At 34.7% G+C, this 25,213-nt stretch carries 26 protein-coding genes; 11 read left to right on the forward strand and 15 right to left on the reverse strand.

Annotated elements, in window-relative coordinates; translation table 11 throughout:
- Positions 1-291: 291 nt before the first annotated feature.
- Positions 292-1,863 carry a sigma-54 interaction domain-containing protein gene (locus AC3Y25_RS12365; protein WP_489902949.1) on the forward strand — a complete coding sequence of 524 codons (1,572 nt, stop codon included), beginning with the start codon at positions 292-294 and terminating at the stop codon, positions 1,861-1,863.
- 104 nt (positions 1,864-1,967) lie between these two features.
- Here AC3Y25_RS12365 and AC3Y25_RS12370 read toward each other — a convergent pair whose 3' ends face one another.
- The 13 genes from AC3Y25_RS12370 to AC3Y25_RS12430 all read right to left on the reverse strand — a co-directional run bounded on the left by AC3Y25_RS12370 (position 1,968) and on the right by AC3Y25_RS12430 (position 13,247).
- Complete coding sequence (locus AC3Y25_RS12370; RefSeq protein ID WP_202002145.1) at positions 1,968-2,321, reverse strand: cupin domain-containing protein; 354 nt, start codon at positions 2,319-2,321, stop codon at positions 1,968-1,970.
- Positions 2,321-2,941 (reverse strand): alpha/beta hydrolase, encoded by a 621-nt coding sequence (locus AC3Y25_RS12375; RefSeq protein ID WP_379799653.1) that lies wholly within the window; start codon positions 2,939-2,941, stop codon positions 2,321-2,323. The genes AC3Y25_RS12370 and AC3Y25_RS12375 overlap by 1 nt, the downstream gene beginning before the upstream one ends.
- Positions 2,942-3,092: 151 nt before the next feature.
- Positions 3,093-3,383, reverse strand: a complete 291-nt coding sequence (locus AC3Y25_RS12380) for a GNAT family N-acetyltransferase (protein ID WP_095929144.1) — start codon at positions 3,381-3,383, stop codon at positions 3,093-3,095.
- A 277-nt stretch (positions 3,384-3,660) separates the two neighbouring features.
- The gene (locus AC3Y25_RS12385) at positions 3,661-5,022 is read right to left on the reverse strand and encodes a sigma-54-dependent transcriptional regulator (RefSeq protein WP_489902950.1); all 1,362 of its coding nucleotides are present in this window, start codon (positions 5,020-5,022) and stop codon (positions 3,661-3,663) included.
- Positions 5,023-5,192: 170 nt separating this feature from the next.
- A complete protein-coding gene (locus AC3Y25_RS12390) occupies positions 5,193-5,861 on the reverse strand; it encodes a YoaK family protein (RefSeq protein WP_482501331.1) in 669 nt (222 codons plus the stop codon).
- 9 nt (positions 5,862-5,870) lie between these two features.
- Positions 5,871-6,344, reverse strand: a complete 474-nt coding sequence (locus tag AC3Y25_RS12395) for a Dps family protein (protein WP_379799661.1) — start codon at positions 6,342-6,344, stop codon at positions 5,871-5,873.
- 223 nt (positions 6,345-6,567) lie between these two features.
- On the reverse strand, positions 6,568-7,002 hold the full coding sequence (locus tag AC3Y25_RS12400; RefSeq protein ID WP_489902951.1) for a DoxX family protein: 435 nt from the start codon (positions 7,000-7,002) through the stop codon (positions 6,568-6,570).
- A gap of 11 nt (positions 7,003-7,013) precedes the next feature.
- Complete coding sequence (locus tag AC3Y25_RS12405; RefSeq protein ID WP_202002167.1) at positions 7,014-8,900, reverse strand: amidohydrolase; 1,887 nt, start codon at positions 8,898-8,900, stop codon at positions 7,014-7,016.
- Positions 8,901-8,907: 7 nt separating this feature from the next.
- Entirely contained in the window at positions 8,908-9,642 is a 735-nt protein-coding gene (locus tag AC3Y25_RS12410) for a M17 family peptidase N-terminal domain-containing protein (RefSeq protein WP_489902952.1), read from the reverse strand.
- Between the two features lie 266 nt (positions 9,643-9,908).
- On the reverse strand, positions 9,909-11,261 hold the full coding sequence (locus tag AC3Y25_RS12415) for an alginate export family protein (protein ID WP_489902953.1): 1,353 nt from the start codon (positions 11,259-11,261) through the stop codon (positions 9,909-9,911).
- An 83-nt stretch (positions 11,262-11,344) separates the two neighbouring features.
- Positions 11,345-11,977 (reverse strand): hydrolase, encoded by a 633-nt coding sequence (locus tag AC3Y25_RS12420; RefSeq protein ID WP_202002176.1) that lies wholly within the window; start codon positions 11,975-11,977, stop codon positions 11,345-11,347.
- An 81-nt stretch (positions 11,978-12,058) separates the two neighbouring features.
- Positions 12,059-12,376 (reverse strand): phosphoribosylpyrophosphate synthetase, encoded by a 318-nt coding sequence (locus AC3Y25_RS12425; RefSeq protein ID WP_095929150.1) that lies wholly within the window; start codon positions 12,374-12,376, stop codon positions 12,059-12,061.
- Positions 12,377-12,431: 55 nt separating this feature from the next.
- On the reverse strand, positions 12,432-13,247 hold the full coding sequence (locus AC3Y25_RS12430) for an alpha/beta fold hydrolase (protein ID WP_489902954.1): 816 nt from the start codon (positions 13,245-13,247) through the stop codon (positions 12,432-12,434).
- Positions 13,248-13,753: 506 nt separating this feature from the next.
- On the opposite strand from AC3Y25_RS12430, the gene AC3Y25_RS12435 reads away from it, so the two are divergent.
- The 7 genes from AC3Y25_RS12435 to AC3Y25_RS12465 all read left to right on the forward strand — a co-directional run bounded on the left by AC3Y25_RS12435 (position 13,754) and on the right by AC3Y25_RS12465 (position 20,735).
- Positions 13,754-14,158 (forward strand): hypothetical protein, encoded by a 405-nt coding sequence (locus AC3Y25_RS12435; RefSeq protein ID WP_489902955.1) that lies wholly within the window; start codon positions 13,754-13,756, stop codon positions 14,156-14,158.
- A gap of 293 nt (positions 14,159-14,451) precedes the next feature.
- Positions 14,452-15,375 (forward strand): hypothetical protein, encoded by a 924-nt coding sequence (locus AC3Y25_RS12440; RefSeq protein ID WP_489902956.1) that lies wholly within the window; start codon positions 14,452-14,454, stop codon positions 15,373-15,375.
- Between the two features lie 4 nt (positions 15,376-15,379).
- Positions 15,380-17,359 (forward strand): TonB-dependent receptor plug domain-containing protein, encoded by a 1,980-nt coding sequence (locus tag AC3Y25_RS12445; protein ID WP_489902957.1) that lies wholly within the window; start codon positions 15,380-15,382, stop codon positions 17,357-17,359.
- Positions 17,360-17,547: 188 nt separating this feature from the next.
- On the forward strand, positions 17,548-17,916 hold the full coding sequence (locus AC3Y25_RS12450; RefSeq protein ID WP_248726620.1) for a hypothetical protein: 369 nt from the start codon (positions 17,548-17,550) through the stop codon (positions 17,914-17,916).
- A gap of 175 nt (positions 17,917-18,091) precedes the next feature.
- On the forward strand, positions 18,092-18,958 hold the full coding sequence (locus AC3Y25_RS12455; RefSeq protein WP_489902958.1) for an MbnP family protein: 867 nt from the start codon (positions 18,092-18,094) through the stop codon (positions 18,956-18,958).
- A 335-nt stretch (positions 18,959-19,293) separates the two neighbouring features.
- Positions 19,294-20,313, forward strand: a complete 1,020-nt coding sequence (locus AC3Y25_RS12460; protein WP_489902959.1) for a cytochrome-c peroxidase — start codon at positions 19,294-19,296, stop codon at positions 20,311-20,313.
- A 173-nt stretch (positions 20,314-20,486) separates the two neighbouring features.
- Entirely contained in the window at positions 20,487-20,735 is a 249-nt protein-coding gene (locus tag AC3Y25_RS12465) for a hypothetical protein (protein WP_250835948.1), read from the forward strand.
- Positions 20,736-20,792: 57 nt separating this feature from the next.
- Here the strand turns inward: AC3Y25_RS12465 and AC3Y25_RS12470 are convergent, their stop codons facing one another.
- Together AC3Y25_RS12470 and AC3Y25_RS12475 are read right to left on the reverse strand one after the other, a co-directional pair.
- Complete coding sequence (locus tag AC3Y25_RS12470; protein ID WP_250835949.1) at positions 20,793-20,996, reverse strand: hypothetical protein; 204 nt, start codon at positions 20,994-20,996, stop codon at positions 20,793-20,795.
- 222 nt (positions 20,997-21,218) lie between these two features.
- Positions 21,219-22,637, reverse strand: a complete 1,419-nt coding sequence (locus AC3Y25_RS12475; protein ID WP_489902960.1) for an FAD-dependent oxidoreductase — start codon at positions 22,635-22,637, stop codon at positions 21,219-21,221.
- A 398-nt stretch (positions 22,638-23,035) separates the two neighbouring features.
- Here AC3Y25_RS12475 and AC3Y25_RS12480 point away from each other — a divergent pair, with 398 nt between their 5' ends.
- The 3 genes from AC3Y25_RS12480 to AC3Y25_RS12490 all read left to right on the forward strand — a co-directional run bounded on the left by AC3Y25_RS12480 (position 23,036) and on the right by AC3Y25_RS12490 (position 24,648).
- Positions 23,036-23,239, forward strand: coding sequence for a hypothetical protein (locus AC3Y25_RS12480; protein ID WP_482501347.1), 204 nt, complete (start codon positions 23,036-23,038; stop codon positions 23,237-23,239).
- Positions 23,240-23,406: 167 nt separating this feature from the next.
- Positions 23,407-24,042, forward strand: a complete 636-nt coding sequence (locus tag AC3Y25_RS12485) for a hypothetical protein (protein WP_489902961.1) — start codon at positions 23,407-23,409, stop codon at positions 24,040-24,042.
- Between the two features lie 162 nt (positions 24,043-24,204).
- Positions 24,205-24,648 carry a hypothetical protein gene (locus AC3Y25_RS12490; protein ID WP_095929165.1) on the forward strand — a complete coding sequence of 148 codons (444 nt, stop codon included), beginning with the start codon at positions 24,205-24,207 and terminating at the stop codon, positions 24,646-24,648.
- The last annotated feature ends 565 nt before the right edge of the window (positions 24,649-25,213 follow it).

Below are 25,213 nucleotides of genomic sequence, written 5' to 3' on the forward strand. Positions count from 1 at the left end.
TGATTTTTCTTTTACAAATTTACGGCGGTTATGCTTCTGCATCGATTAACCTAGATTAAGAAATAAAAACGCACTGTTTTTTGAAAACATCAAAAGCAAATCAAATAACATTCCGATTTAATAAAGGCTTTCAAAACAAGGCTTTGGGAGAAGTACAAGATTTTAGAACCTACGATATATCGTAATTTTATGATTTAAAAATGGCATATTTAGAAAATCTATACTTGTTTACTAAATGCTATTCCTTATTTTTACGCTATCACCGCCAAAATACCGCAATAAATACCGTTTATGGAAAAGCCTATAGATAAAGCTGCGATCGCAATAAACCGATTGCAGGAAAGAGAAAAGGAACAAATGATTATTATGTCTATTTGTACAGCACTTTCTCGGGCTTTAAACAAAAAGGAACTAGAATCTGTTGTGAACGGAATATTAAAAGATAACTTCCAATTTGATGATTTTATTTTGGCTTCTTCTGATGAAAGCAAAGGAGATTATTTCATTTTTCATTCAACAGATCAAGATGTAGATTCAAAAAGTTATGCTATAAATGATGGTTTTTTTGATGATTGCCTTAATTCTGCTGATATAGTTTCTTTCGATTTATCAAACTCAAAGCATCCAGATTACATTAAGAGCATTTATAAAAAAGGCTCTAAAAATGCGTTTGGAGTTGGGCTTCCTTATATAGAAGGAAATCGAAATGTGCTTTTTCTTTTTTTTAAAAATGCTAAAACTTTCAGCAGAGAATCGAATCGCGTTTTGAAAGGAATTGTGATGCAGCTTTCTATTACAGTGAGAAACATTATGCTGACGCAGCAAAATGAAGATACGCTTGCTGAGTTGCAAATATTGAAGCAAAATATTTTAGGAAAGAAAGAAAAAAACATTCAGAAAAAGGAAGGTTTTCACGGAATTATAGGAACTAGCGATGCTATGAAAGACGTTTGTGAATTGATTGCTCAAGGAGCCTCTTCAAATTCTACGGTTTTAATTTTGGGAGAAACAGGAACAGGAAAAGAACTTGTAGCTAGTGCAATTCATAATTTATCTGAAGTTTCCAACCAAAAAATGATTAAGGTAAATTGCGCCTCAATTCCTGAAAATTTAATCGAAAGCGAATTATTCGGTCATGAGAAAGGCGCTTTTACAGGAGCAACCGAACAAAGAATTGGTAAGTTTGAGCAAGCCGAAAACAGTACGATTTTTTTAGACGAAATAGGAGAGCTGCCATTAGAATTGCAAGGTAAGCTGCTTCGTGTTTTGCAAGAAAAGGAAATTGAACGGGTTGGCGGAAACAAAAGCATAAAAGTGAATGCGAGAGTGATTGCCGCAACCAATAAAATACTTGAAAAAGAAGTTTACGGCGAGCGTTTTAGAAGTGATTTATATTTTCGATTGAATGTTTATCCGATAAAGCTTCCTGCTTTACGCGACCGTAAAGAAGATATTCCGGTTTTGGGACATTTTTTCTTGGAAAAGCATGCCACAAAAATGGGAAGAAATGTAAAACGGTTTTCTAAAAAAGTACTCAACAGTATGATGACTAACGCATGGCCTGGAAATGTACGTGAGCTAGAAAATATGGTAGAAAGAAGCATCTTGTTTGCCAAAGATGAAAAGATCAAAGAAATGATTTTTCCTGAAATTGTAATGGCTAGCCCAGATACTTTAGTCAATGAATTTTATACCAAAACCCTTCAAGAAGTAGAGAAGGAGCACATTCTAAAAGTCATAAAAAAATGCAACGGACGAATTTCAGGTCCGCAGGGCGCAGCTGTTTTACTCGGTTTGCCGTCTACAACATTGACTTCTAGAATGAAGAAGCTAGGAATTAAAAAAGAGCATTTTTTGGATTGATTTTTTTGACAGCGTAAAACTTTGTCAAAGTTTTAAACTTTGACAAAGTTCGACAGAACTTGAAACTTTGAACCTGAAACTTGAAACCTGAAACTTGAAACTATTTAAACCAACTTTATAAAAATAGATTTTCTCAGTTTAGGTTCTATATTTTTGGTTTTGTGACCCTTTCCTGTAGTATCTTCTACCAATAAAATAGAGCCTGTATTGAATGTTCTTTTTTCTCCTAATGAAGTTTCAATTTCTACGCCTCCTTCCAGCAAAACAATGTATTGGCGATCTGGAGCATTATGAAAATCGTAATCGTAAGAAGGACTAACTTCTCTAAAAACGATAGATTTGACAGGTTCATCATCAGATAAAAATCCGATATCGCCATTGTTTTTCAACGGAACTTCAAAGTCTTCAAAATGACTTTCTCCATTGGCATCGCTGTAAACACGAGTTATCGTAATCATTATTTTTTATTAAAAATTAATGCGTTGGCACAATTTATTTCGTCTTGGCTGATCGTATGTCCCATATTTGGGTAGATTTTTTTAGTAACATCTGCGCCCATTTTTTCCATAAGCGCTTCAGTCTCATTGACTCTTTCTACAGGAACGTGAAAATCGGGATCGCTTGTTCCGATAAAAACAGGTGTGTTTTCGAAGTTTCCTGAATAATGATTTTCATAAACTTGATCACCAATTAATCCGCCTGTGAAAGCTACGACACCGCCATATTTTGCAGCATTTCTTGTAGTGAATTCTAAAGCAAGACAAGCACCTTGAGAAAAGCCTAAGAAATAAATATTCTCTTTTTCGATTCCGTTTTGCTGTATAGCGACCACAACTTTATGTATGGCTTCTAATGAATTTGAAAAGGATGGCTCGTTTTCGTTCAAAGGAGCTAGAAACGAATACGGATACCAAGTTCTATTTTCTGCTTGAGGCGCAACCAATGCAAAGTCATCTACTTTAAGATGTTTTGCAATCGAAAGAATATCATGAGCGCTAGCACCGCGTCCGTGAATTAGAATCAGGGCTTTTTTAGCTTCATTTAAAGGAATACCATCTGTTAAAATATCTGTATTCATAGTTTTTTGTTTTAAATTATTAGAACAGCGAATTAATGTTTCACGCAGATTTAAAGAGATTTTAGCAGATTTTGATTTTAAAGAATCTGCATTATCTGCTAAATCTGCGAGAGAAAAATCGGTCATCAGATTTACTCCACTTTATCAAGAATTATTTCTTCCAGATATCTTCGTATTCGTCCGGATGTCTTTTAAATTGCGCGTGAACGTAAGGACAAAGCGGTAAAACTTTCAGGTTATTGGCACGTACATAAGAGACCATTTCTTCTAAAAGTTTCTTAGCATAGCCTTTTCCTTCTGCTTCTGGTTCAACTCCTGTGTGGTAAACCGTCAGTAAATCTGGTTTAATGCTTACAGTCATTTCTCCTAGTTTTTTATCATCTACATAGAGATTAAAAGCACCATGTTTTTTCTCGTCTAATTCTAGTTTTATTGTTTCCATATATTTTGTTTTTTATAGCTTGTGAAATTTAACCGCAAAGTTTGCTAAGTCTTTTAGCTTTTGATTGCGCAAAAAATTTACGCAGAGTTCGCTAAGATTTTTTTTAAAGAACTTAAGCTAGATCTAAATATTGAGTTCGCAAAGGTTTGTGCGGATAAAACTTTGTCTACATAAAGCCTTTGCGTACTTTTAATTTTCAATTAATCTTTATCAAAACTTAGCGTACTTTGCGTAAACCTTAGCGAGCTTTGCGGTTAAATCTGCGGTTAAATAAAATTTAATTATATCCTTGTTTTATACCTAATTTTTTCATTTTTGAATACAAAGTCTGCGGTTGCAGTTTTAAAAGTTCGGCAGCGCCGCCGATACCCGAAACTTTGCCATTGCACATTTGAAGCGCATTCATAATATGTTCTTTTTCCATTTCTTCCATCGACTTTATTTTATCTGTACCGATTTCTAAAGAGACAATAGGGGCAATGGAAGATAAATCAAATTTTTCAATTTCGTTTGTTTTGGCGAGAAGTACATTTCTTTCAATCAAATGTTCTAATTCGCGTATATTTCCTGGCCAGCTATAATTTTTTAATTGTTCTAAGGCTTTTGCGCTTATACTGTTTACGTTTCTTCTCGAAATTGTGGCATATTTTTTCAGAAAATAAGTAGCAAGCATTTCAATATCTTCTTTTCGTTCTCTTAAAGAAGGCAATTGTATCGGAAACACATTTAGTCTGTAATATAAGTCCAATCTAAAGCGGCCTTCTGCAACTTCTTTTTCCAGAATTTTATTGGTGGCCGCTACAATGCGAACATTAATCTTAATTGTTTTATTGCCTCCAAGACGCTGAATTTCTTTTTCTTGAAGAACTCGTAATAATTTAACTTGAGAGTCAAGAGGTAATTCTCCAATTTCATCTAGAAAAATAGTTCCGTTATTGGCTTGCTCAAATTTACCGATTCTTAACGCATTGGCACCTGTAAAAGCGCCTTTTTCATGTCCAAAAAGCTCAGATTCTATTAAAGATTGAGGTAAAGCGGCGCAGTTTACCACTACAATCGGATGTGAGTTATGTGCCGAAAGTTCGTGTATGGCGTTTGCTGCTCTTTCTTTTCCTGTACCGCTTTCGCCTAAAATTAAAACAGAAGTTTCAGTTGGAGCTACAATTTTTATTTTTTCAATGGATTCTTTTAGTAGAGGACTCTGACCAATAATTCCTTGAATTTCTTGAGTTTCTGGACTCACATAAGCCGCTGCCAAATCTTCTTTTTCTTGATTAAATCGATATCTGGCAATATCAAGCATGACCACAAGATCTTTTTCTCTAAAAGGCTTTACCATAAAACCGTACGGATGTGTAGCTTTTACAGCTTCAAGTGTACTTTGATTGGTATTTGCTGAAATATATAGAAAGGGCAGATTTTTTTGGCGAAGTTCCCAAGCGAGATCAATTCCAGTCAATTGGCCTTTTAAAATAATATCTAACAGAATCCAGTCAGGGCTTTTTTCTTCGATTAATTTTCGAGCCTGAGCTACTGAGGCAGCAATACCAACAACTTGATAACCCGCTTTATGCAGCATGATTTTTAAATCATTTGCAACTATAAATTCATCTTCAACAATTAGTAGTTTCTCCTTCATTACATTGTTTGTATAATTTCAGAATTTTCAGGAATAGCCAAGAATTTGGAGTTTTTTAGAAATTTCTTTTTGGATCGATTTTAGAATTCCCTTTTGAGAAAAGGGAACTAAAATCATTTTTTAAAGATACTATATTATCAGAAATCTGCAATCCGAAAATGTGGGTTTAACTAGCTTTTTCGGTGGTATAAATAGCAAATAATCATGGCTGCTCCGGGTAGAATTAGAGTTCCTAATCCGAAAAACTTTCCTGCAACTGCTCCTAGAAAACATCCAACAAGAAATCCGATTAAGGTTATAAACTGTTTTTTAAAACTTAAAAGAACTTCTGCATCTTTAAACCCATTTTTTAATAAACTTCCTAAATCAAGAGAAGCTTGGGTCACATTTCCTGTCATCATAGTGGTTGGTCCGTAGGTTTCTTTAGCATAAAGTTTTCCAAAAGCATTCTGAAGCCCCATTGCAAAAACTGTTGTCATAGCAACCGTATACATGGTCCATTGTTCGAAGTTTTGCAAATAGCCAAAAACGTATGATGCAATACCGCTTAAAACCAATATTATGCCTTCCCAAAATAAAATGGTGTAGCGATTGGTTGCTTTTAGCGCAATTCTTCCTCCTGTAATTACCGCAATAATGAAAACAGGAAAAGTAAGCAGTTTTACCCAGGCATGAAGGTCTGAACCTTTTACAATCTGATAGGCAAAAACGATAAAGTTACCTGTTACGTGCGCCGAAAATATCGAATCGGCTGCGACAAAAGTTACGGTATCGCAATACCCTGCTATTATGGTAAGAAGCAGGGTTACGTACCAAATATTTTTTTGTTGAATTTCCATAATTTGTTTTTAGTTTAAATGTGCACGAAGCATCCATGCCATTTTTTCATGATTTTCTACAAGACCGGTGATAAAATCGCTAGTTCCTGCATCTTGCCATTCGTTAGCAATAGGATTAATATTCTCTCTAAGATAAATAATAATGCTTTCGTGATCTAAAAGCAATTCTTTGATAAAACCATTACTGTCGTTTTTCTCTTTTAATTCTTCTGTTAAATGTGTCAGCGCTAGAAAATCTTTTAAAGTCGCTGGAGTATAGTGGCCTAAAGCTCTAATTCTTTCTGCAACCGTGTCTACAATTTCGTCAATGGCGTCGTATTGCTGTTCAAAGAAAAGGTGTTTGTTGTAGAAATCTGGGCCTTCAACGTTCCAATGCGCTCTTTTTGTTTTGGTATAAAGTACGAATTCGTCTGCAAGAATTTTAGTTAATACATCAACAATTTTTGAGATGTTTTCTTGCTTAATTCCGATGTTTGTTTTCATTTTTAAATTAGGTTTAGTAAATAATATTTATGTTGAGGGTAATTAAATTAACACATAGAAACATAGATTTTTCTTGTTTTTGGAAAAGAATAAAGAAAGAAACTAGTTTCTAAAACATAGTTCTTTGCGAGAACTTTGACAAAGTTGAAAAAGCTATGAGTATTCATGCAAGTGAAACGCCTTTTTACTCGCTTCAAAAAACTATGTTTCTATGTGTTAAAAATTAATTGTTTAGTAACGATAATAAATAATAATCAAGTGAATACGTTCCTGCGCCTAGGGCAAGAAGCAATAGTAGAGATAAAGTGTACATGTATGGAACGTCACGCACTTCTAGTGAATCGTTTCTATGAACCACGAAATACCCAATTGCAGTTACACCAATTGTTGGGAGAACGGCAAGACGTGTTCCAAGTCCAAGAATAATGAAAAACGGAATTACAGTATCTGAAAATGTTGCAACTAAACCGTTTAATTTTTCGGGCAAATGCAACGGATTTGGAACGTGTTCTTTTTCTCCATTTTGAACTCTGAATTTCTTCATTCCATGTACCCTAAAGAGCTCAATCGCCAGCAGCACTCTAAATGCTAAAAGCGCTGCGTTGTTGAATGAATTTCCTAAATCGGAATTCAATATTTGTTTTATAATTTCGATCATATTTTTAAAATTTAGAAAGCAAAACAAGAACAGCCCAAAGCGCCCCAGAATGCGTTATAATTGTTTACTGGAACATTGCTCATTCTCGCAGCATCGTGATTGTGCAAATGAACATCGCAACTTCCGGTGCAGCTGTGAATTTGTGAAGTCAGTTTTGGTTTTGCATCTGCTTTTGCATTTTTTTCAATTGCACTCTGGAAACTGCTTCTCGCAGGATATCCGTTATAAATGTTGGTTGGCGACCAATCTGGCAAAATCGGAATGTGAGGCGGTGAGAATGAAGAAAAATCTCCATTAGCATACACAATTTTTCCGTCCACAATCGTTAGATCGGCTTCGATTTTTTTGATGTCTTCGTCGTCAATGGTAAAATAATCACGATCTAAAACCACTAAATCGGCAAACATTCCCACTTTAATATCTCCTTTTTTAGTTTGTTCCTGCGAAAACCAAGCGCTTCCTCTGGTGTACAATTCTAAAGCAGTTTGTCTGTTCAATCTGGTTTCATTGTATAATTGCAATCCTCCAATAGTTTTTCCGACGGTCATCCAATACATAGAAACCCACGGATTGTAACTGCTTACGCGTGTAGCGTCTGAACCTGCACCAACAGGAACTTCCATTTCAATCATCTTTTTGATTGGCGGCGTGTTTTCGGCAGCTTTTGCTCCGTAACGATCGGTGAAATATTCCCCCTGATAGGCCATTCTGCTTTGAACTGCAATACCACCTCCCAAAGCTTTTACACGTTCGATGTTTCTTTCGTCAATCGTTTCTGCGTGATCAAAAATCCAAGGAAGTCCGTTGAAAGGAACATCTTGATTGATCTTTTCAAAAACATTCAAAAACCTTGTAATGCTTTCGTTATAAGTCGCGTGAAGTCTAAAAGGCCAGCGATTTTCTACTAAAAGGCGAACTACTTTTTCTAATTCAGCTTCCATGTTTTCAGGAAGATCTGGTCTTGGTTGAAGGAAATCCTCAAAATCGGCTGCAGAAAAAACCAACATTTCACCAGCTCCGTTATGACGGTACATATCGTTTCCTTGATATAATTTTACGGTGTCAATCCAATCGGAGAAATCCTCAAATTCGTGTTTTGGTTTTTGAGTGAAAAGATTGTAGGCAATTCTTACGGTCAATTGTTTCTTTTCGTTCAATTCGTTAACCACTTTATAATCATCTGGAAAGTTCTGAAATCCACCTCCAGCATCAATAACGCTTGTAATTCCGAAACGGTTCAATTCTTTCATAAAATGACGCGTCGAATTAATCTGATGCTCGTAAGAAAGCGTCGGACCTTTAGCCAAAGTCGAATACAAAATCATTGCATTTGGAGTCGCAATAATAAGTCCTGTTGGTTCTCCGTTGGAGTCACGTTCAATATGTCCTCCTGGAGGTGCAGGCGTATTTTTGTTGTAACCAACGGCTCTCAGCGCTGCTCTGTTCATAATCGCTCTGTCGTACAAATGCAGAATAAAAACAGGAGTATCGGGTGCAATCGCATTGATTTCTTCTAAGGTAGGCATTCTTCGTTCTGCAAACTGAAATTCTGACCAACCGCCAACGACACGAACCCATTGCGGATTTGGAGTGCGATCTACTTGCTCTTTCAACATTCGAAGCGCATCTGCCAACGAAGGAACGCCATCCCAACGTAGTTCAAGATTATAATTTAATCCACCTCGAATAAGGTGAATATGCGAATCGTTGATTCCAGGAACAACTCTTTTATTCTGAAGATCAATTATTTTGGTTTCCTCAGATGCAAAATCCATGATATCGCTGTCATTTCCTACTGCAATAAATTTTCCGTCTTTTATGGCAACAGCTGTAACGTTTGGAGTTTCAGCGTTGAAACTATGAATTTTCCCGTTGAATAAAATTAAGTCTGCTTTCATAGTTCGATTATTTAGCGTTTAATTTGGTAATTGCTTCTTTTATTCCTTCTCCGGCAACCGTATAAAAAGCTGGGCCAGCAAGCAAGATAACTTTTGTTAGAGGCTTATAATCTGTTAGCTTTTTTTCTTTTAAATAAGATTGAGTTCTATAAGCTTCAAATGAACCTAAAACTACATTTTTGGCTACTAGAGCAGTTGGAGAATCGATTCCTGCATCTTTAATATCACTTGCAAACGAATAGTTTGAAACCCCTAAACGTAAAGCTTCGCGCATGGCAGTGCTTCCAACACTAATCATTAAATCGGGTGTAAATTTATTACGGTCTCCCAATCCGATTAATAGTAATTGTTTGGATGCTAAAGTTCCTTTTGGAGGTGTAATCAATAAAGTTTCAAGAGAATGACCAGTAAATCTGCCGCTTTTGCGTAATTCTGTAATAATGCCTTTTAAAGCGTCGTCTAAATGCACCATTCCGTTTAAGTTGGCAGGAAGGGCAGGAGGGTTAAAAATATCACCTTCTGTATATTCAAAAACGCAGGCAACTTGCAAGTCAGCTTCTGCTGCAGATGGTCCTTGAACCAATCCGTTTACTGCAATTCCGTCTACTTTCCCCCAAGTTACCGTAGAACCGATTGAAGCTGTTTGTGCAAAAGCATTGTTGCTAAGAGAGCCTGCAAATGCTGTGATTAGAAGTATTAGATGGGAAAATCTAAAACTATATTTTGAAGTGTTTGTTTTCATTGTTAAGGGTTTAGTGTTGTTAAAATTTTTTAAACACATAGAAACATAGATTTTCTTTACTTTGAAAAAGAGTAGAGAAAGAAACTAGTTTCTAACACATAGCTCCTTTAACGATTTGTGAGAACTTTGTCAACGTTTAAAACTTTGACAAAGTTTGTAATTCAAATAGCGCCAGTACATCTTCTATGTGTAGTATTGCAAGTGAAACGCCTTTTTACGCCTCAAAAACTATGTTTCTATGTGTTAAAATTAATTTATGTATTTGATTAAAATTTGAATCCAAGACGGGCATTAAAGAAAACTCCGTCTTTTGAGTTCGGAATCATGTCATCGATAAAAGCGCCTGTTTTGAAGTACTGAATACCGCTGACAACCGAAATATATTTGTTTACGCTATAGGTAAAATTGGCGAGATAGGCAGTTCCGATATATCTTTCGTCAGAATCGCTTCCGCGAAGATTTAAAATTCCGCTTGGCCTATAAACTCCGTCTTGTGTTGAAAATCTCCAGTTTAAAACCACATCGACCTGCATCTTTAGCTGTGGCAATAAATCCATCGTAGCATACGGATGAATATCGATAAGGTTTACTGGTCCAACTTGCGGACTAAAACCAAAATATCCTCCTTTTGGATACAGCGGATTAAATGTTTGAAGATTTCCGTTGCCTTGATTTTTATCTCCTGAGATATAATCGTTTCTAAGATTTATGGTGGGTTTAAATTTTACGTTTTCAAACATATACCCAATATCTACAGATCCAGTCCAAGCATTGATATTTCCTGAGCCAAAAGTTCCGAATTGATAGGCTGCTTCAAGGTTGTAAATAAAACCGCCACCGTATTTCCATAATCTTGAACCGATTGTATGCCTTCTTTCGGGAGCAATTCCTTCTTCAAAAACAGATTCATCTCTTCTGAATCCGAGATAATACAGATCAAGATTTCCTGCTTTTGGAAAAATTATTTTAGAATAGGCTCCCCAAAGGTTAAGCTGTTTAGACATTTTATTATCAAAAACACCGTTGTGAACCGTGTCGGCCATCATGGCAAAGGCGTCAACTGATACTCTTGACGAAGTATACATTAGTTTTCCTCCTGTAAAATAAAGCCTCGTATTTGGACCTTCTCTAACAGAAATTAGCCTTCCAGAACCATAATCCAGTTCTTGTCTTCCAGCGCGGACGGTTATTTTTTTGTCTTTTTGCTGCCATACATTCACATCTACAAAAAGATTCTGTACATTCAGCTGATCTTCGTCTATACCGCGAGCGCCATTTACTCGGCCATCTTCTAGGGCGCTTCTCAATTGGGCAAATATTCTAACACGTTTTCCTAAATGCACATCGGCATGAAGATCGTAACGCTGCAGTAAGAAATTGTTGTGTCCAATATTGAATCGTCCCCAGTCTTCATTGTTGAAATCAACATATTCATATCTGGCTTCGCCACCAATTGACATGTAAACGTCTTTATCTTGATTTAAGGGAATGAACTTTAATCGTTCGTAAAAGTTTCTATTTGAATCTTTTAAGAATTCATAATTTTCATCGTAACGGAGCAGCTTAAAACTTTGAGCCGATGCCGTGTTTCCTATTAAAAGAAAAGAAACAATACACATGAAAAGGATTTTTGATAATATGGATTTTGATGATTCCAACATAATGAAGCGTAAGAGATTTATAATAAAATGAATTAGTCCGATTAGTGTTTCAACATGTTATGTGCATAGTGAATTCCAATTCCGTAAGAACCGCCATATTTTTTCATTAAAGAAGTAACAGGACCGTAAGTTGCTTCGCGTGCCCAGTCTCTTTGAAGTTCTAATAAATATTGGATAGAAGTTACCGGAATCGCTCCAGCTTGAATCATTCTTTGTACAGCACGTTCGTGAGCTTCAGCAGTAACATCACCACAAGCGTCTGTAATAATGTACACTTCGTAACCTTCTTCGATTGCAGACAATGCAGGCCCTACGATGCAAACGCCCGTCCAAAGTCCAGCAAGCACAATTTTCTTTTTGTTTTTTGCTACGATAGCTTTATAAGCATTTTCGTCTTCCCAAGTATTCATGCTAGTTCTGTCAATGTACCCAGAAGTAGCAATTGGATAAAATTCTTCTAATTCTGGAAAAACAGGTCCAGAAAAGCTTTCTTCTGCAACTGTAGTGACAACTGTTGCTACGTTAAAAATTTTCGATGCTCCAGCAACAATTGCCACATTCGTGCGTAATTCGCTTACTGGAATATTGTGCGTTGCGAAGGCCATTTGTCCTTCAAAATCGATTAATACTAATGCGTGATTATCTGGTGATAATAAGTTAACTGATGGTTTCATACTATTTATTTTTAAGATTTTTAATTGGTTAGGCTAATGAAATACAATAATCATTAGCGATATTTCGTGTTTTTTTAAAGATTAATGCGTAGACAATTTCTTAATCATTTCAGAAGAAATGGAGTCGGCATAAATTCCAAAAGCGCTAGTTAAAACACCTTTGATATTGTAGATTTCAGATTTAATCCCGTAGACAATATCTTCATCTCCTGGATCGGTATCTCCTTCAAAACGGAATAAATATTCGATTTTGAATTCTTCTGGCGACATGCTCTGCGTATTGTTATTGTAGCGAATACAGTTAGAATCCAGATTAAAGTTTTCTGTAAAACCTTGTGTACTCAACCATTGCAAAGCTTCTGTAACCGTATCAAAAGAGGGTTGTTGGAAAAAACTCATAATGTGAGAAGATTAAACTGCCTGTAAATAAACCTTTACAGGCAGTGGTTATGGATTATTTGATGAAATCTAGAATATCGTTGTTGATCGTTTCTGCCTCTGTTGTAGGCATACCATGAGGAAATCCAGGATAAGAAATTAATTTTCCCTTTTTCAACAATTTTGCCGCTCTTGGTGCTTGACCATAAGGAACGATTTGGTCATCTTCTCCGTGCAATACTAAAACTGGAATATCTAAACTTTTTAAATCCTCTGTAAAATCAGATTCAGAGAATGCTTTAATCCCTTCGTAGTGAGACAATACAGAACCCATCATTCCTTGACGCCACCAATTTGCTTTGATGCCTTCTTGAACAGTTTGCCCTTCTCGGTTCCATCCGTAGAAAGGAATAGGGAAGTCGTAGAAATATTGTGCTCTGTTGAATCCTGTTCCTTTTCTGATTTCGTCAAAAACTGACAATGGAACTCCTTCTGGATTAGATTCGTTTTGAATCATTATTGGCGTAACTGCGCTTATGATTACCGCTTTTGCAACACGACCTTTTCCGTATTTTGCAGCGTAACGAATTACTTCACCACCACCTGTTGAATGTCCAACATGAATAGCGTCTTTTAAGTCTAAAGCTTCAGCCAATTCAGCGATATCAGATGCGTAAGTTTCCATGTTGTTTCCTTCAGAGGCTTGACTAGAACGACCATGTCCGCGTCTGTCGTGTGCAATAACTCTGTAGCCTTTTTGAAGAAAAAACATCATTTGTGCATCCCAATCGTCACTTGATAAAGGCCATCCGTGGTGAAAAACAATTGGTTGTCCTGTTCCCCAGTCTTTGTAATAAATTTGTGTTCCATCTTTTACTGTAAATGTGCTCATGATTTTTTGATTTTAGGATTAATTTTATTTTGAAATATTTGAATACTTAATGATTATGTTTAATTTTTTAACAAATGGTTTAATAGATATTCAGTGTTGTTATGTTTCTGATGCAAACTTATTACGGAAAAGTATCTGCATCGGTTAACCTAGATTAAGAAGTGAAAAATGATGTTAAAAAATTTAGTTTATCGGAATCTTTCCTAGAGAAATTTGCTTTTTCTTTTCTACAAAAAGCTGGATCTTGACCTGAAAATGGCTGTAGTTTTGGTTTCATAAGGTGTAGCATTTTTAATTGATTTAGTAGAATGCCATTACTATTGCCAATTAACGTGCCTTATTCGCAGTGCCTTTATTTTAAGGGGCTTGTTTAAAAATGGACGTTTTTTTATTTACGATATTTCGTTATTTTATGAATAGTCCGTTTTTTGTACATAAAATGGATCTGTCTTTTATTAAATAAAAAATCGGAATTAGTTAAAATAAATACAAAATAGTATGTACTTTTGCCACCAAACTATTTGAACAAGCACTTGAAAAGGTTAATCATCATAGCACTTTCTATTTTACTTATGTCGCCATCTTTTGGCAGCTTGTTTATTTATGCTTCTTTTAAAATCAATCAGAAAGAAATTGCGAAAACGATTTGCGTTCAGCGTAAACAAGCTTTTAACAGTTGTAACGGTCGATGCGAACTTCAAAAAAGCATTAAAAAATATTCTGATAATGAACGAAAAATGCAAGACAGTCTAAAAGACAAATTAGAGCTTGTGTATGTTCAAAATACTGCTGAAATCACTTTTGGCGCAATTCCGGTTATGGAATCAAAAAATAACACTTCAATTTTGTTTGAGAAGAAACCAATCGGTGCTTCCAATCTTACTTTTCATCCTCCTCTCTACACAGTTTAGAGATCAACATTTAGTTTTAAATTCCAATATTTTAAATTCCAAATTCCAATTCTGAAATTGAATGGTTTGGTTCACTTGCTGGGATTAAAAATTCTAAGTTTAGGCTAGGATTCTATAATTTATTATTCTAAAAACTGATTTTGATCTTCTTTGTAAATGAAAAGGAAAACTCTTCCATTTTTATTTACGTTGCCATTCTTTTAGCTCATTCACAGCATTTTGGCTCTTTTTTTGGTATTCAGAAAATTATGGCAGGGTGCTATATTTTTAAACGTTTTTTATAACATCATCAAATGAAATCTTTTAATTTTTGGATAATCGCACTATTGTTTGCGGTTACTTCCTGTACAATTGATAAAACAGATTACGAAGCTGAAATAGGTTCTGAAGTTCCTGAAAATCTAGAATTTAAAGAAGCCACATCTCTTACAAGCGGTAACTATAAGATTAGTATAGAGGCTTTAAACGGAACTTTTTATAAAGGATATAATGAGCTTCATTTTAAAATTATCAATACTCAAAATAATCAAGAATTGACGACAGCTGCAGTAACTTTTTTACCCATAATAAGTAACGCTGATGGAAGCAAAAGTTATTGTCCGCACGAGTATAATGTGTTATATGATTCTGCCAATAAATACTACAACGGTTATGCTGTTTTTACGGGAGAAAGCACTACAACAGCAAGCTGGAAATTGTACATCAGTTTTACCGCTGATAACCAAAAGTATGAGATCAATAAAGATGTTAGTGTTGAAAAACAGAACAATAAAAACCTCAATATGACTGCTTTTGCAGGAAATGACGGCGAGCAATATGTAATTGCCTTGATTTCTCCTCAAAAGCCTACAGTTTCAGAAAACGCTTTGGTTGCTGGTGTTTACAAATACAACAAACCAATAACTCCAGCAGGAACTTTTCCAGATCCGTCGCAGTTTTCTTATTCTAAAGTGGTGGGATACACTTTAAAGTTAGATCCTAGAATGCCAGAACCTTCTATGGGAAATCATTCTTCGCCAAATAATAAAGATTTGGTACAGGAAAATGATGGTTTGTATCACGGTGTTGTTAATTATACGATGACAGGAAACTGGACCTTAAACTTAATTATGATGAACCAAAACGGTTTAATCGTAAAAGGAACTATAGTTCCAACCGATCATACGCCAGGAGTAGAAGGCGTGAAAAGTGAACTTTATATTGATACTTTATTTTAAAAACATGAAATATATTATAATGCTGCTTTTCTTGGTTTTTTCAGTTACAGCTCAAAATCAGCATGCACATCACGATAGCATAAAAAACTTAGAAGAAGTAACGGTAAAAAACGCGACGAAAAAGAAAATAGAAACCGAGATGAAAATGGCTGTTTCTGTTGATGAATTTTTGTCTTCATCTGATAATATTAGTTTTATAAAACGCGGAGCTTACGCTTGGGAACCTTTATTAAACAACATGAGTACAGAACGTTCTACGGTTACCATTGACGGAATGCATGTTTTTGGCGCTTGTACCGATAAAATGGATCCGATTACGTCTTATGTTGAAAGTAATAATCTGGCGGCAGTAGATATTAAATCGGGTCAGGAGGGAAGCTTGCATGGAGCAACTGTTGCGGGAAGTATTGATTTAAAAAGAAAAAGCACGCCATTTGGACTTCAAAAGAAATGGAATGGAGCGTATCAAACAGGATTTGAATTTAATAACAAGCAATTTTTCAATTTAGGAAATATTGCTTATTCAGGGACAAAATTTGTGGCCGACGGAAGCATTTCGTATCGTACGGCCGATAATTATTACGACGGAAACAACAACGAAGTAAAGCATTCTCAATACAATAAATTCAATACTTCGTTAGGTTTGGCTTATAAAACTAGCGATTTATCATCGGTTAGATTAGACGCGATTTTTGATGTGGCAAAAGATGTGGGTTATCCCGCTTTGCCAATGGATTTGTGGCTTTCGCGAGCGCTAATTACTTCGGCTTCTTATAAACAATTGTTCGAAGAAGGTTTGGTTAGAGTGGTGGACACTAAAGTATATTTTAATGCCATTGAGCATTATATGGACGATACAACACGACCAGAAAACTTGGTTCACATGGATATGCCGGGTTGGAGCACAACATACGGATTGGTTTCGAAAGCGAATTTGAAAAAGAATGATTACTCTTCTGAAATTCAGCTGAATGCTTACGATAATTTGTCTATTGCAGAAATGCGCATGTATCCGCAAGATCGAAGCGAAAGAACGATGTTTGCTTACAGCTGGCCTTGGGTTACCACTCGTTATGCTGGACTTTCTATGAATAATTCTTGGGACATTTCTGAAAAAAGTCAAGTGCATTTGGGAGGCTCTTTGGGAGTGAATTACAATTATTCTAAATATGTAGAATTCAATTGGATTTTTCATCCAGGAGCACCTCAGGAAAAAACGAGATTTCTGCCAAGTCTTAATGCTGCCTATAACTTAAATATTGATCAGTTTAATTTTTCTGTCGGAACGGGTTATGGCCATAGAGCGCCTTCTGTTTCTGAGGGTTACGGTTATTATATCTATAATAGTTTTGACCGTTATGATTACATCGGAGATCCGAATCTAAAAAATGAAATTTCGTATGAAGGAAATGCTAGTGCAGGTTTTAAAACCGAAAGATTAAGCATTCAAGGAAAAGTCAACTATTTCTATATTCAGAACTATATTATTGGTAAAATCCTGAGCATGGGAAGTCCGATGAATTATCAATCGGTTGGAGTAAAAGGGTATACGTCATTAGATTATGCAACGCTTTTAAATATGTCTGCCAATGTGAGTTACGATATTTTAGAGCATCTACATTGGAAAGGAACACTTACCTATGCACGCGGAATGGATAATAAAGGAGGAAATCTGCCTTTTATACGTCCGTTAAGCTATTTGACTTCTATTCATTATATGTATAAAAATTTTGGAATCCAGACTTCTGTAAATGGTGATTTTGAACAGATTAATTACAGTCCAGAATATGGAGAAGATCAGACAGCGTCTTATGCCATTTGGAATATTTCTGCCGATTATTCTTTTAAAATAAATAAGGTGAGAAGCACAATACAAATTGGTGCAGAGAACGTATTAAATGCGTATTACAGTACTTATGCTGACTGGGGAAATATCCCGAGAATGGGACGTAATATTTTCACTTCTTTAAAATTGAATTTCTAATCTGTTTAGTAAAATTAAATTGAAACATATAGAAACATAGTTTTTTTAATGTTGAAAAGAAAAAAGAAAAAAGAAAATAGAGAATAGAAAATAGAGAATAGAAAGAAACTAGTTTCTAACACATAGTTCTACGACAACGTTTGTCAGGATGACAAAAATGTGCATAAAAAGGATAATTATAATTAAAAATGAAAAAAGTTTTTAGTATCACAATGACGATTCTGTTCCTACTGGTTTCTTTCCAGCAGGCACTTATCGTGGTGCACTTTAAACTGAATCAAGTTGCTATAGAAAAAGAATTTTGTGTTAACAAAGCCAAGCCAGAATTGCAATGTCATGGTAAATGCCATTTGAAGAAAGAACTTCAAGAATCGGAAAAAAACACCGATTTGGAATTGAGAAGCATTAGCAAAAAGATCGATATTGCTTTAAACACAACTATTGAATTTCAGGTTCCACTATTAAAAACTATAACATCCAAGAAAGTGTCAATCTACAAAGAATCGGATCGACTAGAACCTTGCCTTGAAATTTTTGTACCGCCGCCTATTTTATAATCTTCCTTTCGATTAATAAAATAGCCATTTCGTTAGATTGAATTTTAACATGTAGTTTGCTATGTGAATTTAAATTAGTGAAACGCCTTTTTTAAGTTTAGAAAACTATGTTTCTATGTGTTAGAATAATTTAGCTCAATGGTTAAAAATCAGTACAAAAATTAAAATCATAAAAATGCAAAATTTTAAAAAATACCTTTTATTATCAGTGGCCGCTTTGGCATTTGTTTCATGCTCAAACGATGACGATGCTCCAGCAGCAAACAATGTAACGTTGGAATTCAACAATACGTTCAAAGATAAAACCATTGTTTTGGGAGATGCAACTTCAGCATCTGCGTCTACAAATACTTCAGCGGTAGGACAAGTGCATCATTTTTCTGAAGTAAAATATGTGATTAGTAATATTCGTCTAATAAAAGATGACGGAAGTGAAGTGCCTTACAACGTAAATGATTTAGACAAAGGTGCAACAGTAATCGATCAGGCAAAAGCAGCTTCATTAAGCTATGTTTTGAGCAATGTACCTTCTGCATCATACAAGCAGATTAAATTTGGTTTGGGTATTAAAACAGAACAAAATACGCTAGACCAAACAAGATTTCCTAAGTTTTACGCAGCAGCTGGTGCCAACGACACGGCAATGATGTGGGAATGGGGAACAGGATATCGTTTTACAAAAGTAGAAGGCTTTTATGACACAGACAATAAAGCCCTATCTATTCATACAGGAAGTACTGTTGCGGGTACTGAAGGGGCTTACACACAAGGTGTAAATGCATACAGAGATATTACGCTAAACCTTACTACAAACGCAACTGTGGGTAAAAATGCTCCGAAAATCAAAATTAAAGCTGATTTCGACAAATTGTTGAGCGGAAAAATCAATACAATTACGTTGTCTACAGGAACAGGAATGGGCGATAATGCAACTCCAAATGTTCATACTGCAGCGCAAATGGTAAAATTTGTAGATAATTTAGGAGGAAACGGAACAAACGATATTACAGGAATGTTTTCTGTAACTAGTGTAGAAAACTAAATTAACTCTTAGGTTTTAAAGATTAATTGCCTCCATCTTTAGATGGAGGCAAATAAAATTTGCGCAAATAAGGCTTTAGCCTAGCTAATTTACATTTCTAAAATCCCCTAGTTAAAACTAGCGGCTATTGGAAAACTTTAATCAAGCAAAAATCAAATTTAATTTGCTAAAATCTTTTAAAATCTGCGTGAAATATTTTTGCGAATAGATTTTTTCACGCAGATTAAAAAGGATTAAAGCAGATTTATACAGATTAAATTTAGTCTAAATGTTGTAAAAATATTTCAGAGCCGTCTGAAATTTTAAAAGACGGCTCTATTTTAAAATTCATTAAAATGAAAAAAATAGTTGGCTTTATCCTAATGGTGCTCTTTTTTACTTCTTGTAGCAGTAGTGATTCTGACGAGACTTATTTTGATAATCCTGAGCTTTCGTTAAATATTCCGACTGATTTTCCTGAGGTAAATAGTTATGTGAGTTTGAACAAGCCCACAAAATATGGTGCCGAATTAGGCGAAAAACTTTTCTCAGATAAAAGATTTAGTAAAGACAATACCATTTCGTGCTCAAGCTGTCATATCCAAGCGAATGCTTTTGCAGATCATAATGCGCGAGCTATTGGAATTGAAGGAAGAGTGGGACTTAGAAATGCGCCACCGCTTCAGAATTTGATGTTTTTAAAATTCTTTAATTGGGATGGAAGCAGATTGCAATTAGAAACCCAGCCTTTGGTTCCTATTATAACTCACGAAGAAATGGATTCTTCGATTTTGGAAGTTATTGGAAAAATTAAAGATGATGCTTCGTATAAAGAGATGTTTAAAAAAGCATTTGGAGATCAGGAAATTACACCAGATAGAATTTATAAAAGTATTGCTCAGTTCGAATACACCTTAATTTCTGCTAATAGCAAATACGATAAAGTAAAACGAAAAGAAGGCCAATCGTTTACAGAAAGCGAAGCGGCAGGCTATGCCACATTTCAGCAGAAATGCGCTAGCTGCCATAGCACCGAATTGTTTTCAGATCAGAGTTTTAGAAATATTGGATTTCCTTTAAACACAGATTCTAATGAGGCAGGACGAGGCAGAGTTACCGGCATTCCGTCTGATTTTATGAGTTTTAGAGTTCCGAGTTTACGAAATGTCGAATATACAGCACCTTACGGAAGTTTTGGTCAGTTTGCTACCTTAAGAGCTGTTTTGGATTATTTTGATACTGGAGTCTTAAGTGCAGAGAATTTAGATCCTATTTTTAAAAATAATGGCAATAGAATTCCGCTTACAGAACAAGAAAAAGAGAATCTTCTTGCATTTATGAAAACCCTGAGCGACAAAGATTTTACAGGAAATTAGCTTGAAAAGTATTGATTTTACTGATGTTTTGCCTTTCTTTTTAAAAAAGAGGAAAATGTTTATAATATGTTGATAAATAATACGTTGCGAACTGTGTTAAAATCTGATTTCGATAGATTAAATGTTTTAAATTTATAACTGAATGATAGTTAATTATTTAAAAATTTTTGAATATGGAAAGAGCTATAAAATTACAGGTTCGCAAAGAACTTGACGGAAAACAAGAGGTAAACATTATTAAACTAAAAGGAAGTTTAATAACCAAAGGCTACACAGAAATTATCCATATTAGCGACAAGGACGATGAATTCTACATTAACTCTTTTGCAACCAAAACAGAAGCAAGTAAAGAGGTAAGAGAATTTATTTTGGATTTTATAAACAAAGAAAATTTAAGCAATACAATCAGCGTTCTAGCCTAATAGATAGAATAGCAAGATTGTATTGCTTAAATTATATACTTAATAAGTAGCTTTTAGTTAAATTGCATTTGTAAAACTAGTATTTTGATCCAGGTAAAGATGCTGATCTTTTAAAATTTCATCTGGTTTCTCGTCCCAATCTCCCCAATCTCCTACATAAGTTTTACGAAATATTAATTCATTATTATCACCATCACAAACCAAAGTTCGGCCTGTACAGGTTTTATTGTTTGGACTGAAATTTATTTGTGTATTATTCATGGCGCAACTATTTAATTGTTTGTAAATGAGATCATAAAAGTAAAAAGATCGCGTCAGAATCAGTTATAAAAAAATATTAAATTGTTGTTTAATTCCCATGTATATGACTGAAAAATAACTTTATACAAAAAATGCTAAACAATAGGTTTAGCATTTTTATTGATCTCCAATTTATATTCTTTACTCTTTATTCTATAATCTTTATTCTATAATCTTTATTCTTTACTCTTCACTCCTTTTAGAACACCTCCCTCGCGGTTCATCACCTTCTAGAAGTATAATTTCGGAATGTAAAAACTGAGCGGCATCAGCAGAACCTTGTACTTTCGTGGCACTGCGTTCAAGCATTTCAGCTTCAAAATCATTTAATACACATTCTCTCAATCCTCTTTCTTTCCATTTGGACTTAGCGTTACAGCCTTTCGAAATTTTTCTAGCCAATTTTAAAGCATCCAACAAAGCCTGATTGGCACCTTGACCTTTAAACGGACTCATCGGATGTGCCGCATCGCCAATTAAGGTAATATTTTGATTCTTTTCTAATAATTCAGAACTCAACAACTCGCGATCATAAACCGGATATCCAGAAATTAGATTTTCCTGTGTTGCCTGTAAAATCTGAGGAATAGGAGTATGCCATTGCGTTCTTCGGCAGGCTTCTTCTTTCAAGGCTTTCGGTCCTTTTGCACTTAGTTCTTTGGCCTCTTCTTCAGACATCGGAAAACTCAATTGCCACATGACAGAATCTGCAGTATAAGGCATTATATAAATACGTTCATTTCCGTTGGCAGTCTGAAATATCGTTGCACCATCTAGTAAATCACTCGAAAGCCCTTCGAGCGAACTTAAAGGACAAATTCCTAAGATTACAATGCAATCCAAATAACGGAGCGGTGTTGCTTCCTCGCCAATTATTAGCTTTCTCACGGCACTGCGAATACCATCAGCACCGACAACAAGATCGGCTTTTGCAGTTTTTATTTCGCCGTTTACCTGAAAACTTAACTCTACACCATTTTCAGACGTTGCAAAATCTATTAATTGATGTCCCCATTGGATAGTATTGTTTCCTCCCAGTTGCTCTAATAAAGCTAAACGAAGCGATTGTCTTGCGATATGTATATTGGTGCGTTTTGTAGGCGTTTTAATCGCGGTTTCCAGCCATTTTCTGGTTCCCCATTCGCCTAATATTTTTCCTTCGGTATTGTGTACAATATGTTTTGTAGAAATCACACCTCCTAAAGAAGTAATTCCTAACCCTTTCATAGCTTTACTGGCTTGCTGTAACGTAAGTCCGTAACCCTGAGATCGGGCATCAAAGTCGCTATCTCTTTCATAAATCGTAAACGGAATTCCGCGATGCAAACAGGCCACTGCTAAAGCAACTCCGCCAATACCAGCACCAATTATGGCAACATGCGGTTTTGTGAGATCGGGTTCAAGATAATTTTCAGATTGCATTAATCCAGACCCAGAACAATTTGTGCATAAATGCAAATGTGCCTTAGGACGTATTGGAGCAATATTACTTTGCTTGTTCTCATATAAAGCCAATTCCGTTTTATAAAGGCGTTGCGCTTTTTTACTGAGTCCGCGATTTATTTTGCCCTGTCCTTGGCATTCATGGCATATAGTCCACATATTCTGTTGTATAACTTACTTTGAGTATTGAGGCAACAAAGTTAAGCTTAAACTATTTGATTTTCAATCTTGAGCTTTTATAATTGTCATATTATTGATCTTGAGTGTTCTATTAAAAGGATCAATACTAATAATGATGGCGTGTAAGCTCATGATTTTTAAAATTTAATTTAAGTTGCTGTATCCTAATAATGTGCCAGTTACAGTTTTGTAGTGTTTATTACCTTTTATAAAAATAGAAAAGATAGGAAACAGCGATATTTAGCAGATTTTCGAAATACAGTAAATAGGTGAGATATAAATAGGAGCAGTTTTATTTTATAATTTTTAAAAATGATTATATAAACCAAACCAGTGTATTTGAGCTAATTTTAATAATCATTTAAAAACTAGGAATTATGGAGAAGAATAATCAAACCCAGAAAAACCCGAATCCTAAACAACAGGGTGGAGGAGATCATCGAAACGATACGAGAAAACATCAATATAAAGATCATGACGAAGTTTTGACAAATGATGAAAACTATGATGTTGACACGAAAAAGTTTAAAGGCACAGAACCTGAACTCGATGATAAATTGAATAACGAAGAAAAAAAATAATACAGAAACGTCTCAAAGTTTATTTGAGACGTTTTTTTTGCGCTCAGAAAACACTTTTTTTTAATAGATAAAAGTAAAGAAGTAAAAGTATGGTTGGATTTTTATAGATTTGTAAAAATCTAATACAGTTTTTCAAAAAATAATTGAGAAATAATATATAATAAGGCATGAAATCGGTTACTTCATTTTTTTTACTTCTAATGTTTGTTTGTTCAAGTTCGTATTCGCAATTGAGTTCAGACAAAATATTTGAAAGTTTTAAGCAAGGTGAACGTACAAATTGTTCATCGATAGCATTTATTAAAGCTTCTTTAAATGTGTACGGATTGGATAATCTATTTGAAAGCGAAAAACTACACAATAATTCTTATAGGATTACGCTAAAAAACAATGCAACCTTTAATTTGGACAGCAGTGAAGTTACTAAAGCTAGAAAATCTGCAGGTTTTGTTTATATTAAAGATAATTGCGACAGCGAAAAAATACGTGATTATGCTATTTTAACGTATGCTGTTATGGCAAAATACATGCAGATTATCGATAAAGAACCCACTTTTGAGAAAGCTTTGGAAGAATTAGAAGAAGGCACTGTATACACTCCAACCATCTACAAATATTTAGGATTTAAATTAGGCAAACAAATTCAGAAGTTAAAAAGAGAATCTGGAAGCGAATATTGCGGAGTTGTAGCTTGGTCTAAAGCTCATGCTGTTTTTGTTTGCGAAGACTTTATGGATTACTACGGAAACAAGAAAAGCATTTGGATCAAATATCCAGGACGTTTTAGAATCATTAAGTCTTAAAAAAGAACGATTGGAATATCGTAATTTGTAAGCGTTTTATTTCTATTTTGCTAATAACATTAAAAGATTATTATAATTTTAGTAAAAAGGACTTCCAAAAATTGCATTTTAAGTTAATTTATATATTTTTGTTTTTATTCAAGAACCAAATCTATTAAGAAAATGAAGAGTAAAATTATTTTATTATGTGCACTTTTCTTCTTGACGACTGCCGCTGTTTCTGCACAGGCAAAAAACGCACCAAGAAGTATCATTAGTACAACAGCTTTAATCCGTAAATACCACGATCAAAAAGAATTAAGCGGTATGCAAAAAGGAGAGCTTTTAGAATTGTACATTGAACGTATTAAAGTTCTAGTAAAAACACTTCCTTACATTGCTTTGGTTACTAAACCAGGTGTTACAATGGCAGATCTAGGTATTCCTGATACGGCTGATAACAAAAAAATCTTAGATGGTCAGGCGTTAGGTACAACTAGTTTCTTAGATACTACAGTAGAGTTTCAGAGAAAAATGATGCCTTACTCAGATAAAGGAAATCTTATTGCAGCCATTTTATTTTATGAAACCACATTGAAATCGCTACACGAATTCAACGAGCTATAATAAGTTAGAAATACAAAAAATAGAAACTCCAAGGTCTTATGATCTTGGAGTTTTTTTTTGGTTTAAACTTTCTTGAATTGGAATTTAAAATAGCCAAAAAAGGTTTTCTAATTTTAAGATTTTAGTACAATTCTTATAAAACCATAAAAGCGCCTGTTTTTTATAACTTATTTGTTTTTAGTTGTTTATGGTTCTCCATTTAAAAAGGTTAACATTTTTTTTGCAAAAAGTTTAATTAAAATTTGGGGAATAATATTTTTAATTTACTTTTGTTCTATCAAATTAGTAGAGTTTAAAATATAAGTTAAAAGCCAGAGATTAGAACCACGATATTTCATTCCAAAATAAGCAAAAAGCATTCGGCAGTTTTCGTCCCTATGCATTCTACGGTTAAAATTCCTCTTTTTTAATTCATTATAAATTTTAAAAAGTACAACAATCCCGAATAGGGGTTAAAATTTTATAGGCCAATTTAAAAGAATAGTAATCCAAAAAAAAGTAAAAATGAAAAAACGAATGTGCTGCAGATAAAAAGAAAAAACCATTTCTGTTGCAGCAGAAATGG

The sequence above is a fragment of the Flavobacterium sp. LK-23 genome (assembly GCF_058135255.1).